A 13785-nucleotide genomic window follows, 5' to 3' on the forward strand; every position below is an offset into this window, starting at 1 on the left:
CAATAAAAAAGGAGCGATAGTCTCCTTTTTTATTGTCTTCATAATATCTAAGTGTTCTTGATAAATCGGCACGAACAGTCACCGATGCAACCATTGAATTGTTGAGACCATTTAAAGACTGTATATTAACCATCACAGCAGATAATGGTAAAGAGTTTGCTTACCACAAAGAGGTCTCCAAATCGCTTGGTTGTAGCTATTATTTTGCCGATCCTTATTGTTCTTGGCAACGAGGATTGAATGAGAATACCAATGGACTTTTACGTCAATATTGGCCAAAATTAACCGACTTTAAATGGGTCAGTGATGAGGATGTAAGGGTGAATTTAATACAGCTAAATAATAGACCGAGAAAGAAACTTTTTTTTAAAACGCCACTTCAAATTATGGCAGAACACATAACCGCACTTGCTGCTTAGCGGTTATGCACTTCAAGGTTGAATCTGCCTTTTAATATAAAATCTTTATTTTATTTACCACTGCCTGCGCATCTAAAACGGCTTGCTCTGTTGTTTCTGCTCGAGTAATAGCGACCCCTAAACGTCTAGTACCATTAATTTCTGGTTTTGCAAAAAGACGAATTTGTGCATGAGGAACTGTACATAATGCTTCTTTAAGATGTGCAAACCGAATATCTTGTGATTTCCCATTTCCTAAAATCACGCAAGATGCACTCGGCCCATATTGTACTATTTTTCCAATGGGTAAACCTAAAATAGCACGAACGTGTAAAGCGAATTCAGAATTATCTTGTGAAAATAAGGTGACTAAGCCCGTATCATGAGGTCGTGGAGAAACCTCATTAAAGTAAACATTATCGCCTTTAATAAAAAACTCCATACCAAATAAACCGTAGCCACCGAGTTCAATAACGATCTTTGTTGCTATTTCTTGAGCTTTTTTAAGTGACTTTTCGGACATGGCTTGGGGTTGCCAAGATTCTCTATAATCTCCATTTTCTTGGCGGTGGCCGATAGGCGCACAAAAATGTATACCGTCAACGGCTTGAATCGTTAACAAGGTTATTTCATAATCAAAATCAATAAAGCTTTCCAGAATCACTTTTCCTGCACCACTGCGTCCTGCATTTTGAGAGTGTTGCCATGCCTTATCAATATCTTCTTTTGAGCGGATAACGGTCTGTCCTTTACCAGAACTGCTCATTATCGGCTTAATGACACAAGGGATGCCTATTTTATCGATGGCATCTATATATTGTGCTTTATTATCAGTAAAAATATAAGGCGTTGTAGGAATCGAAAGTTTTTCGGCGACCAAACGTCGGATGCCTTCTCTATCCATTGTGAGTTTAGTGGCGCGTGCGGAGGGGACGATATTAAAGCCTTGTTGTTCTAATTCTAAGAGAGTGTCGGTCGCAATCGCTTCTATTTCAGGGATAATAAAATCGGGTTTTTCAAGACGGATTATCTCTTCTAATTTTTGTCCATCTAGCATGGATAAAATATGATGGTGATGTGCAACTTGCATCGCGGGGGCATTTTCGTAACTGTCTGCTGCAATGACTTCAATACCTAAACGCTGTAGTTCAATCGCTATCTCTTTACCTAGTTCACCAGATCCTAGTAATAAGGCTTTTGTTGCACTGTTCGACTTGGCACTACCAAAAATAGAAACACTCATATTATTCAACTCTTCATGATTACAAAGGGGGATCTTAGGTTGATAATAACAGATAAAAGAGGCCTAAAAAATAGGCCAGTCTTGATAGTATTTGTTTTTTTGTAATTTAAAACTCGAAATAAGGGATTAATATCCGTTATTTTAACGAGAATTTTATAGGTTTAATTCACCACCGAAAGCGTCAATGATATCAGGTACAAGTTGTTTTATCTCACCGGTCATTAAGGCAAAGTCAGCATCAAAACGTGCCGCGAAATCATCCTTATCAATATCTTCATTTTGTTCTTGTAGTACATCTGAAAATTTAAGACGTTTTAGGGCGAACTCTTCTCCAATAAGAAAAGAAATACTATCGGCCCAGTTTAAAGCAAGTTTCGTTACGAATTTATCAGCGAGTAGATGGTTTTTGATTTCATCGCAGAGTAAATCTTGTTGTTTACAACGAATAATGCCACCGCCTTCAAGTGCGGAGCATAATTCAGCTTCATTTTCTAAGCTAAAGTTTTTAGGGATATTACCTTCATTTAACCAATCCGTCATGATCACATCCGCTTGATTTTTTAATTGGATGGGCACCACGGGTAAGCTGCCTAAGGTTTTTCGTAATAAAGAGATCAGCTCTTCGGCTTTACGCGTACTCGATGCATCTACATAAAACATATTCGCTTCTGGATCTATCCATGCAAATGTTTGTGACGTACGACTAAAAGCACGAGGTAAAAGTTGCATAATAATATCTTCTTTTAAACTGTCTTTTTCTTTTTTCTTGAGCGCTCTGCCTTGCTCATTTTCAATCGCCTCTACACGCTCATTGAGTTGATCTTTAATAACACCTGCGGGTAGCATTTTTTCTTCTTTTTTAAGGCATATTAAAATTTGTTTATTGGCCAAGTGAGTGAACATCGAACCGGATTTACCCATAGGAAAAACCCAACCAAGCTTAGACACGTCTTGACTAGAGCAGGATTTGAATTTAAATTCTTCTAAATTACGCTCTAGCGCGTCATTATCTAGTTCCATGGGACGAGTAAAACGATAAACCTGTAGGTTTTTGAAAAACATAAAAATACACCTTTAATATAAAACAGAGGTTGGAGTTTAAAGGAAATGAAAAAAAGTGTTTAGCTCTTTTTAAATAAATACGTATTTATGTCGATGTAAAGTCTATTTTAGCATTTATCTTATGCTTGATCATTGTAAATTGTGTAAGTTAAAGGAAGTCTTTATCATATAAAAATAGGTGCGTGCTTAAGGGAACAGAATTTACTCCTCAGCATTAGACAGGATAAAAGTAAGCATGAATAATAAGGTATAATTAATGAAAAACACAAAACTTGCAAATAAATTAGATCAACTTTTAGAAATACATCAATTTAAAGATTATTGTCCTAATGGCTTACAGATAGAAGGGCGACAAGAGGTACAAAAAATAATTTTAGGCGTCACGGCGAATCAAGCTTTAATTGATATTGCTGTTATTCAAAAAGCGGATGCTATTTTGGTGCATCATGGTTTTTTTTGGAAAGGCGAAACTGAAAATATTGTTGGGATGAAGTATAAACGTATTAAAGCCTTGATAGAAAATGGCATTAACTTATACGCTTATCATTTACCGTTGGATGTGCATACTCAATTTGGTAATAATACGCACTTGGCAAAATTATTAGGGATCATAGATCGTCGGCCGTTAGAGCCTTGGAATAAGCGCAGTGTTGGACGTGTAGGTAAATTTTCAGAGGCACTCACCAGTACACAATTAAGTGCGCGAATAGAAAAAGTGTTACAGCGTAAACCCTTACATATTGATGGAGGTAAAAGTGAAATTAAAAGCGTTGCATGGTGTACGGGCGGAGGGCAAGATTTAATTAATATCGCAGCAGAACAAGGTATTGATGCTTTTATCAGTGGTGAAATATCTGAGCGAACAGTGCATATAGCACGTGAGATGGGCATCCATTATTATGCGGCAGGACATCATGCAACTGAGCGTTACGGGGTGCAAGCATTAGGAGAATGGTTACAGAGTGAATGTGCATTAGAGGTTTCTTTTATTGATATAGACAATCCCGTGTAGTAATGCCTGCTCTTATTCCCATGTGCGATGAGATATTGATTATTATTTAACTTTACATTGATGTAAAAAAGGGGTTTTACTCTGCCTTAGTTTTAGTGTCTATGCTAGGATCTCGCTTTATTATTAAAATAATTCAATGAGCGAGCTGTAAAAAGATGAAGTTTCCCGGACAACGTAAATCCAAGCATTATTTTCCCGTTAATAGTAGAGATCCTCTTCTTGCCCAACTTCATCCTAGGCCGAAACATGGTGCCACATATATTGCAGGCATTGATCAAATTTTAGTGGATATTGAAGCGAAAGTAAGTAATGAACTTTTACAACGTTATGCATTAGCAGAGGGTAATTCGATACTGATTGATGATGCTCGTGCGCATAAATTATATACAGAGTTGCAAGAGCGCAAATTAATCAGTGATGAATTTGCAGGTGGGACTATCGGTAATACTTTGCATAATTATTCGGTGTTAGCCGATGATAAGTCGGTTTTATTTGGTGCAATGAGTAAAAACATTGAAGTGGGAAGTTATTCTTATCGGTATCTTTGCGATACATCTTCAAAAGTGGATTTAAACTATTTACAACCGGTAATGGGGGCGGTTGGTCGCTGTTTTACATTAATATCTGAAAGTGGTGAACGTACATTTGCGATTAGTAAAGGGGTAATGGATCAACTGAGTACGGCATATATTAATAAAGAGGTCATACAAGGGGCTTCTGCGTTAATATTAACGGCTTATTTAATGCGTACCAATGACGGTGATACAATTACCGAGGCCACATTACAAGCCATTGAATATGCCAAAGAAGCGAATGTACCGGTTGTATTAACGCTTGGAACACGTTTTTTAATTGAGCAAGATCCACAATGGTGGAAAAACTTTATTCAAGAAAATGTAACGATACTTGCAATGAATGAAGATGAGGGAAAAGCACTGACTGGACATTCAGATCCATTGTTAGCATCTGAAGCTGCTCTTGATCTTTGTGATATGGTGTTAACAACAGCAGGGCCGTTAGGTTTATATACTGCAGGTTATACCGAAGAGAGTCAAAAACGAGAAACAACACATCCTTTATTACCAGGACAAATTCCGGAGTTTAACCGTTATGAATTTTCACGCCCCAAACTTAAAAATACGTGTGAGAGCCCTTTAAAAGTTTACGCGCATATTTCGCCTTATATGGGAGGTCCTGAAAAAATAAGTAATACAAATGGAGCAGGAGATGCTGCCCTCGCCGCACTATTACATGATTTAGCCTCGAATAGTTTTCATAAGCAAAACGTTCCAGGCTCGAGCAAACATCGCAATAATGGTATTTGTTATTCTTCATTTTCACAAATTTGTAAATATGCAAATCGTGTCGCATATGAAGTTTTAGTACAACATAGCCCGCGTTTATCGCGAGGATTACCGGAACGTGAAGATAGTTTAGAAGAGTCTTACTGGGAAAGATAAATATACGAAAAAGAATTTAAAAGAATATTTTAAATTCAAACAATTAGAGTCGATTCAAAATTGTTGAATAAATGCTTTATGCAAGATATAGGTTGGTAATTAGTTGAATCTGACGATAATCTTAATCATAAATGCAACAATATATCTCAGTAATGAAGTTTAAATAAGCAAAGCGTTTATTAATTGTGCATACAGTGCGATAAGTGCAAATAAGATTTGACGTGCAGGGTTCAACTCAGTAATATTCGCTTCGTTGGCACAGCAACGAAGTTTAATAAATAAGTAAATACCAATATCTTATTTATTTGTTGCAAGAAGTGTTAGACAAAGAATAAATTTCGGTGATTAGCGCAGCTTGGTAGCGCATCTGGTTTGGGACCAGAGGGTCAGAGGTTCGAATCCTCTATCACCGACCAAATTGATAACGGCACATTTAATTATGTGCCATTATCCAGGTTATGCGCCCTTAGCTCAGCTGGATAGAGCAACGGCCTTCTAAGCCGTAGGCCACAGGTTCGAATCCTGTAGGGCGTACCATTATTTAAGATATTATGGCGGATGTAGCTCAGTTGGTAGAGCCCCGGATTGTGATTCCGGTTGTCGCGAGTTCAAGCCTCGTCATTCGCCCCATCTTTTTTAATATTGTTTAAAAGTTTAAATTGATGCGGAAGTGGCGGAATTGGTAGACGCGCTAGATTTAGGTTCTAGTATCGTAAGATGTGAGAGTTCAAGTCTCTCTTTCCGCACCATTTAAACAAGAATATTCGGTGATTAGCGCAGCTTGGTAGCGCATCTGGTTTGGGACCAGAGGGTCAGAGGTTCGAATCCTCTATCACCGACCACATTAAAAACCGACCAACAAATTTGTTGGTCGGTTTTTTTATGCCCCTGATAAAATATAATTCCATTGACGTTGTATCCTGTTTTTTATTTAAACCAAATGTCTATATTCTTATTTATTCGGCTCTGTCGGTAATAGTTCCTGATCAGTTTAATTTTAATAGCGCGTTTTCTGCACAGATCTAGTAACTAAATGAGATTAATCATTGTCTATAGATAATATTCATTTTCGTACAATTCTCTTTTCTTGTATTTAAATATAGATGTGCTCGTTGTGACCCCCCCATCGTATTATTTGGATGAATCGCTTTATTTAATATCTTTTTCGCATGTGGAGAGGCGAATACAACGATGCTTAATGCGAATAAACACTAAAAGTCATTCTATTTTTAAAAAAATGTATTTATTGTTAACTAAGTAGAATTTTTTTTTTGTGTATAGCATATACTGCTTCAAAATGTAAACGTTTACATTTTGTAAAGGTGTCGTATTTATATTAATTATCAGTGTTTAATAAAAATAAAAAGAGAGGGCTTATGCAAATACTCGTTACGGGTGGATTGGGTTATATTGGTAGCTTGACATGTATTGAGTTAATCGAAGCTGGTTTTGAACCTATTATTATTGATAATTTAAGCAATAGTAAGTTACAGGTATTAAACCGTATTGAAGCACTTACGGATGTGCGTCCTGTTTTTTATCAAGGAGATATTTGTGATAGTGCTTTTATGCAAAGTGTTTTTAGCGCTCAGAAAATAGAGTCAGTAATTCATTTCGCAGGCTTGAAATCGGTTGCTGAATCAGTAAGTCATCCGCTTGAATATTATGCTAATAATGTAAATGGAACTTTAGTTTTGTTGCATGCAATGCGTAAGGCGAATGTAAAAAGTCTGCTTTTTAGCTCTTCTGCAACGGTGTATGGCGATCCCAAAGTTGTACCCATTACTGAAAAGACCCCAACGGGAGCAACAACGAATCCATATGGGCGCAGTAAGTATATTATTGAATGTATGTTAAGTGACTTATTTCAAGCACAATCAGATTGGAGTATTACGATTTTGCGCTACTTTAATCCGGTTGGAGCACATCCATCTGGAACGATGGGAGAAGATCCTCAAGGTATCCCTAATAATTTAATGCCATATATCGCACAAGTTGCTGTTGGTCGCCGTGATGTTTTATCTGTTTTTGGTGATGATTATGCGACAGAAGATGGAACGGGAGTGCGTGATTATATTCATGTGATGGACTTAGTAGAAGGGCACCTAGCGGCTCTTAAAACAGTTTCTAAAAAGTCAGGTTTACATATTTATAATTTAGGTACAGGTCAAGGCAGTAGTGTTTTACAAATGATCGCTGCTTTTTCACAAGCGAGTAAGAAGAAAATCAATTATAAAATTTGTCCGCGTCGACCTGGAGATATTGCACAATGTTGGGCAAATACTGATAAAGCTGCGCGGGAATTAAATTGGAAAGCCACAAGAACTTTATTAGATATGGCGACAGATACATGGCATTGGCAAGAAAAAAATCCACAAGGCTATGTTTAATCTTAATATTTTAGATTAATTATCATTTTAGATTAATTATAGAGAATAATAATGAACAACATTAATTTTGATCCAACAGAGCATGCGTCATTTTAGATTAATTATCATTTTAGATTAATTATCATTTTAGATTAATTATAGAGAATAATAATGAACAACATTAATTTTGATCCAACAGAGCATGCGCATCGTCGTTATAATCCCTTAACTGGGCAGTGGATTTTAGTTTCACCGCATCGTTCAAAACGGCCTTGGAGTGGGCAAAATGAAGCGCCTACTCAAGTAATATTACCGACTTACGTTAAAGATTGTTTTTTGTGTCCAACCAATGCTCGTATTTCGGGAGAAAAGAATCCTGATTATAAAAACACATACATATTTACTAATGATTTTGGCGCATTGATGCCCACTTCACCGGATGCACCTAAATCGGATGATATTTTATTTCAATGTCAGGGCGTACGTGGTTTAAGTCGGGTGATTTGTTATTCACCGGATCACAGTAAAACGCTTCCTGAGCTTTCACTTAACAGTATTGGGGTTTTGGTGAATACTTGGAATGAGCAAATAGAAACATTAGGGAAAGATTACTTGTGGGTTCAAGCATTTGAAAATAAAGGAATAACAATGGGGTGTTCGCAACCCCATCCACATGGACAAATATGGGCAAATAATTTCTTACCAAATGAGATAGAGCGAAAAGATAAGTTATTACAATCCTATTATGATGCACAAGGTACGTGTCTTTTAGTCGATTATGTCAATGCAGAGTTAAAAAATAAAACACGTATAGTCGTTGAAACGGAGCATTGGGTTGCGTTGGTACCTTATTGGGCCGCTTGGCCATTTGAAACGATGCTATTACCTAAAATGCATATTCGACGTATGAATGATCTATCTGCGATACAACGTGATGATCTGGCGTTGGCACTTAAAAAATTAACCTGTCGTTACGATAATTTATTTCAATGTTCATTTCCCTACTCAATGGGTTGGCATTACGCGCCATTTTTTGAGCAAGGTAAAGACATTGAACATTGGCAGTTACATGCTTTATTTTATCCTCCTTTATTACGCTCTGCGAGTGTTCGTAAATTTATGGTGGGTTATGAAATGTTGGCGGAAAGTCAACGGGATCTTACTGCTGAGCAAGCCGCTCAAAAACTACGAGATGTCAGTGATATTCACTATAAAGACACATCAAATCAATGATCTTTTTCTTTATATATAGGTAAAAAACATGAATACATTAATTGAGAAAGCAAACAATCCATTAATTGAACAAGTTAAGACTTCATTAATGGATCAGGTTAAAAATGCATTTAATAATTTATTTCATTATGCGCCGAGTCATATTGTCCAAGCACCGGGACGCGTAAATATCATTGGAGAGCACACCGATTACAACGATGGTTTTGTCTTACCTTGTGCGATTGATTTTAAAACGGTTGTCGCCGCATCTAAGCGTGATGACAATATTGTAAGAGTGATTGCGCTTAATTATGATGCTCAAGAAGATCAATTTTCATTAGAAGAAGAAATTGTTTTTAATTCTGAATGTATGTGGCCAAACTATATACGTGGTGTACTTAAATGTTTACAAAATCGAGCTTATAAGTTTCAAGGCGCAGATATTGTTGTGTGTGGTGATGTGCCTCAAGGTGCAGGATTAAGCTCTTCTGCCGCATTGGAAGTAGTGATTGGTGAAACGTTTAATCAATTATACGATTTAAATATAAGCTCTGCGGAAATTGCTTTAAATGGGCAGCAAGCTGAAAATGAGTTTGTAGGCTGTAATTGTGGGATCATGGATCAATTAATTTCGGCGCAAGGAAAAGCAGACAATGCGTTATTAATTGATTGTCGTTCGTTACAAACAACGGCTGTTTCTATGCCACAAAATATATCAATCATCATCATTAATAGCAACAAAACACGGGGCTTAGTGGACAGTGAATATAATACACGGCGTCTGCAATGTGAACAGGCAGCATCATTTTTTGGCGTGAAAGCATTGCGCGATGTGACGATGGAGCAATTTAACCAACGCGCAGATGGGCTCGATGACGTCGTTGCAAAACGTGCTCGTCATGTTATTAGTGAGAATGCTCGTACCTTAGAAGCGGCACAGGCATTAATTGATGGCGATTTGTCTTTGTTAGGGCGATTAATGGCAGAATCACATATCTCTATGCGAGATGATTTCGAGATCACAGTTAAAGAAATTGATAAAATAGTGGATATTGTTAAAGCTAAAATTGGAGATCAAGGCGGAGTACGCATGACTGGTGGTGGCTTCGGTGGATCGAAACGTTTGCGCAAACGTTTCGATGGTGGTTCGTAAGCTATTTCAGAAAAAAATGATGAATTAAGGTGATTAATATGAAAAAAACAGCGCTTTTAAATCCAGAGTTATCATATCTGGTGGCTTCTCTTGGTCATTTTGATGAAGTGACAGTGTGTGATGCAGGATTACCTATTCCAAGTACAACACAACGCATTGATTTAGCGCTCACTCATGGAGTCCCTAGTTTTATAACGACCGTTCAGGTTTTATTGAGTGAAATGCAGATAACGGGAATTATCTTGGCAAGTGAATTTAAAATTTCCAGTCCACAATTACATCAAGCATTCGTTGATCTATTGGTTCCTTATACGGATATCCGCATACATTATATAAATCATGACGCCTTTAAATTACGTACAGGTAAGAGTAAAGCAATTATTCGCACGGGAGAATGCACGGCTTATGCAAATGTGATTTTTCAATCAGGTGTTGTTTTTTAACGATTAGGTAATGGGGCATAACAATGAGACAAGCAATACTTGCATTAGATAATATTTATAAATCATTTCCGGGTGTCAAAGCGCTTGATAATGCATGTTTAAAGGTCTATCCAGGAAAAGTTATGGCTTTGTTAGGCGAAAATGGGGCGGGAAAATCTACGTTAATGAAAGTATTAACGGGAATTTATCATCTTGATAGTGGGCAGATTAATTATGAAGGTAAAAATGTTAGTTTTTCTGGACCTAGAGACTCGCAACAAGCAGGAATAAGCATTATACACCAAGAGTTAAACTTGATTGCAGAGCTCAGCATTGCTGAAAACATTTTTCTGGGTAGAGAAATAACACATGCGTGGGGAGGCATTAATTGGAAAGGAATGTATGCACAGGCAGATCTGTTATTACAGCGTTTAAATATTAATTATTCCTCCGCAACTTTACTCGGCGATTTAAGTTTAGGCGAGCAACAAATGGTTGAAATTGCCAAAGCGTTATCCTTTAAAGCGAAAGTGATTATTATGGATGAACCTACCGATGCATTAACGGATACAGAAACGCAATCGTTATTTAAAGTGATTAATGAGTTACGTGATGAGGGTTACGGTATTGTTTATATTTCGCATCGTTTAAAAGAGATATTTGAAATTTGTGATGATATTACCATTTTACGAGATGGTAAATTTATAGCTCAAGAAAAAGTCTCTGACATTGATGAAGATAGACTGATTGAATTAATGGTGGGACGTAAATTAAACGATCAGTACCCACGTATAGCCGTGCAACATGATGCGGTATGTCTAGATGTTAAAAATATTTCAGGTGACGGAATTTATGATATTAGTTTTATTTTAAAAGAAGGCGAAATCCTTGGGATCTCAGGACTCATGGGGGCGGGGCGCACTGAATTAATGAAAATGATCTACGGTGCGTTAAAACGCCAACATGGAGATATTTTTTTACAGGGGCAAAAAATAGATCCCAAAACACCCGCTCAAGCGTTAGCGTTAGGAATTGCTTACATTTCAGAAGATCGTAAAGCCGAAGGTTTAATCCTTGGATTATCTGTTCAAGAAAATATGTCGCTGTGTGCACTAAAGCATTTTTCAAAGGGGTGGCAATTAGATCATGCAGCCGAAGCCATGGCCGTCGATGACTTTATTAAATTATTTAATATAAAAACACCAACTCGTCAGCAAATAATCGGTAATTTGTCGGGTGGAAACCAGCAGAAAGTCGCTATCGCGAAAGGCCTTTTAACTAAGCCTAAAGTATTGATTTTAGATGAGCCAACGCGTGGTGTAGATGTAGGGGCAAAAAAAGAGATCTATCAATTAATCAATAAATTTAAAGCGCAAGGAATGAGTATTATTTTAGTTTCATCAGAAATGTCTGAGGTCCTCGGTATGAGTGATCGTATTTTAGTGATGCATCAAGGCAAAATTAGTGGTGAATTTAGCGCCCAAGACGCTGATCAAGAGAAGCTAATGGCTTGCGCTATTGGTAAAAACAGGGAGAAACAAGCGAATGAATGAGCAACAGTTAGGCACTCAAATGAAGCACAAAAAAAAACAGGGTATGAGTAAAACGTGGTTAATCGAACAAAAAGCATTAATTGCTTTAATTTTACTCATTGTAGTTGTTTCTTTTTTAAATGAATATTTTTTTACATTAAATAATATTTTAAATATTTTACGGCAAACCTCTGTCATTGCTATTTTGGCGGCGGGTATGACGTTAGTTATTCTAACCGCTGGCATAGATTTAAGTGTTGGTTCCATTTTAGCGTTATGTGGCGCATTTTCTGCCACGATGATAGGTCTTAATATATCCGTCTTTATTGCGGTTCCTGTGTCTCTTTTTGCCGGTTTAGTTTTAGGCTCTATGACAGGGATAATTATCGCAAAAGGCAAGGTACAAGCCTTCATTGCCACCTTAGTCACCATGACCTTATTACGTGGTGTTACCATGGTTTATACGGATGGACGGCCTATTTCAACAGGATTTAGTGATGTATCTGATGCATTTTCATTATTTGGAACAGGTTATTTTTTGTCCGTACCGATTCCTGTTTGGCTAATGTTTTTGGTGTTTATAAGTATTTGGTATTTGTTAAATCATACTCGTTTTGGGCGTTATATTTATGCGTTAGGGGGGAATGAAGTCGCCACACAATTATCCGGCATTAATGTTGATAAAATCAAAATAGGTGTATATGCCATATGTGGTTTATTGTCTGCATTAGCGGGGATTATTATTACTTCTCGACTTTCATCGGCACAACCTACGGCGGGTGTGGGTTATGAATTAGATGCGATTGCAGCTGTTGTACTTGGCGGTACCAGCTTGGCGGGAGGTAAAGGGCGCATCATGGGTACGTTAGTTGGGGCACTTATCATTGGTGTTTTAAATAATGCACTCAATTTGCTCGATGTTTCTTCATATTACCAAATGATTGTCAAAGCGGTGGTTATTTTATTAGCCGTTTTGGTTGATAAGAAAGATAAATAAGAGATGTATAAAGGAGATCAGATGCGTCCTTTAAAATGGTGAGGCGTCCAGCTTGCATGCCTGCAGGTCGACGATTTAATATTAAATATATTGAGCCTGCTGCTGCGAAGCGGCTGCACGCTGCTGCTCACGTATCAGTTCGTCGTTACGCGTAAGCCACTGAAAATCTTTCTGTTGGCTTTGCTGCTGTGCCAGCAGGACTTTTTCTTCGTCAGTAAGTGCCTGCAAACTTTGCTGCAAGTGCTGCTGCTGTTCCTCGCTCAGCAGCACAACCCCTGCGGCCTGCGCTTCGCACATCTCCAGCGCGTTACGTGCCGCTTTGTGTTTTTCAAAAACCATGGCGGAAATCTGGCCGTAAATTTCCGTGCCGGTCAGTTCTTCCAACAGCTCTGCGCGATCGCTCGGTTTAGCATTCAGGAAGGCGGCAAACTGCCCCTGAGAGAGCAACATCGAGCGGGTAAAGCGACCATAGTCCAGCCCGGTAAGCGCGGCGGTTTGTTCCAGCTTATCCGTGACTTTGTCGGCCAGAATTTTGCCGTCTTCGCAGCGGGCCAGCTCAACGCGCGGTGCCTGTAAGTTCCCGTCCGGCTGGTTGCGGGCGCGGTTCTGGCTCCAGAAAGCGCGATAAGCAACGCCTTTGACCTCAAATTCCACTTCTGCCAGGCATTCGGCGGTATCGCGCGTCATCAGGTCGTTTTGCGCCTGAGAGACCTTATTAAGACGCGGCGTTTCGTGATAAAGCGCCAGGCAGATGGCATCCAGCAGCGTGGTTTTACCCGCGCCGGTTGCGCCGGTGATGGCAAACAGTCCGTTGCTGGCGAACGGCTCCGCGGTGAAATCAATTTTCCACTCACCCTTTAGCGAATTCAGATTTTTCAGGCGCAGGCTCAATATATTTAATATTAATCTCTAGAGGATCCCCGGG

At 38.4% G+C, this 13785-nt stretch carries 10 protein-coding genes, 5 tRNA genes and 2 pseudogenes; 14 read left to right on the forward strand and 3 right to left on the reverse strand.

Annotation, left to right across the window (positions count from 1 at the left end):
- Positions 1-59: 59 nt before the first annotated feature.
- A pseudogene (locus tag B8W84_RS03400) lies at positions 60-419 on the forward strand (IS30 family transposase); the annotation flags it as partial.
- A 31-nt stretch (positions 420-450) separates the two neighbouring features.
- Here B8W84_RS03400 and purT read toward each other — a convergent pair.
- Both purT and rdgC read right to left on the reverse strand, forming a co-directional pair.
- Positions 451-1629, reverse strand: a complete 1179-nt coding sequence (purT, locus tag B8W84_RS03405; RefSeq protein ID WP_094752726.1) for a formate-dependent phosphoribosylglycinamide formyltransferase — start codon at positions 1627-1629, stop codon at positions 451-453.
- A gap of 165 nt (positions 1630-1794) precedes the next feature.
- The gene (gene rdgC, locus B8W84_RS03410) at positions 1795-2703 is read right to left on the reverse strand and encodes a recombination-associated protein RdgC (RefSeq protein WP_094751923.1); all 909 of its coding nucleotides are present in this window, start codon (positions 2701-2703) and stop codon (positions 1795-1797) included.
- Positions 2704-2959: 256 nt separating this feature from the next.
- On the opposite strand from rdgC, the gene B8W84_RS03415 reads away from it, so the two are divergent.
- From B8W84_RS03415 to rbsC, 13 genes are all read left to right on the forward strand, one after another.
- Positions 2960-3715, forward strand: coding sequence for a Nif3-like dinuclear metal center hexameric protein (locus tag B8W84_RS03415; protein ID WP_094751924.1), 756 nt, complete (start codon positions 2960-2962; stop codon positions 3713-3715).
- Between the two features lie 155 nt (positions 3716-3870).
- Positions 3871-5175, forward strand: a complete 1305-nt coding sequence (locus tag B8W84_RS03420; protein WP_094751925.1) for an inosine/guanosine kinase — start codon at positions 3871-3873, stop codon at positions 5173-5175.
- 339 nt (positions 5176-5514) lie between these two features.
- Positions 5515-5591 (forward strand) — tRNA-Pro (locus B8W84_RS03425).
- Positions 5592-5635: 44 nt separating this feature from the next.
- Positions 5636-5712, forward strand: a tRNA-Arg gene (locus B8W84_RS03430).
- 17 nt (positions 5713-5729) lie between these two features.
- Positions 5730-5805 (forward strand) — tRNA-His (locus B8W84_RS03435).
- A gap of 34 nt (positions 5806-5839) precedes the next feature.
- A tRNA-Leu gene (locus tag B8W84_RS03440) sits at positions 5840-5924 on the forward strand.
- Between the two features lie 16 nt (positions 5925-5940).
- A tRNA-Pro gene (locus B8W84_RS03445) sits at positions 5941-6017 on the forward strand.
- Positions 6018-6551: 534 nt separating this feature from the next.
- Positions 6552-7565, forward strand: a complete 1014-nt coding sequence (gene galE / locus B8W84_RS03450; RefSeq protein WP_094751926.1) for a UDP-glucose 4-epimerase GalE — start codon at positions 6552-6554, stop codon at positions 7563-7565.
- A 150-nt stretch (positions 7566-7715) separates the two neighbouring features.
- On the forward strand, positions 7716-8777 hold the full coding sequence (locus tag B8W84_RS03455; protein ID WP_094751927.1) for a UDP-glucose--hexose-1-phosphate uridylyltransferase: 1062 nt from the start codon (positions 7716-7718) through the stop codon (positions 8775-8777).
- Positions 8778-8805: 28 nt separating this feature from the next.
- Positions 8806-9909, forward strand: coding sequence for a galactokinase (gene galK / locus B8W84_RS03460; RefSeq protein ID WP_180706025.1), 1104 nt, complete (start codon positions 8806-8808; stop codon positions 9907-9909).
- Positions 9910-9947: 38 nt separating this feature from the next.
- Positions 9948-10352 carry a D-ribose pyranase gene (gene rbsD, locus B8W84_RS03465; protein WP_094751928.1) on the forward strand — a complete coding sequence of 135 codons (405 nt, stop codon included), beginning with the start codon at positions 9948-9950 and terminating at the stop codon, positions 10350-10352.
- Between the two features lie 23 nt (positions 10353-10375).
- On the forward strand, positions 10376-11884 hold the full coding sequence (gene rbsA / locus B8W84_RS03470; RefSeq protein ID WP_094751929.1) for a ribose ABC transporter ATP-binding protein RbsA: 1509 nt from the start codon (positions 10376-10378) through the stop codon (positions 11882-11884).
- Positions 11877-12860 (forward strand): ribose ABC transporter permease, encoded by a 984-nt coding sequence (gene rbsC / locus B8W84_RS03475; RefSeq protein WP_094751930.1) that lies wholly within the window; start codon positions 11877-11879, stop codon positions 12858-12860. The genes rbsA and rbsC overlap by 8 nt, the downstream gene beginning before the upstream one ends.
- Positions 12861-13016: 156 nt before the next feature.
- Here rbsC and B8W84_RS03480 read toward each other — a convergent pair.
- A pseudogene (locus tag B8W84_RS03480) lies at positions 13017-13763 on the reverse strand (AAA family ATPase); the annotation flags it as partial.
- Positions 13764-13785 lie beyond the last annotated feature (22 nt).

The organism is Psychromonas sp. CD1, from assembly GCF_002239585.1.
GTDB lineage: Bacteria > Pseudomonadota > Gammaproteobacteria > Enterobacterales > Psychromonadaceae > Psychromonas.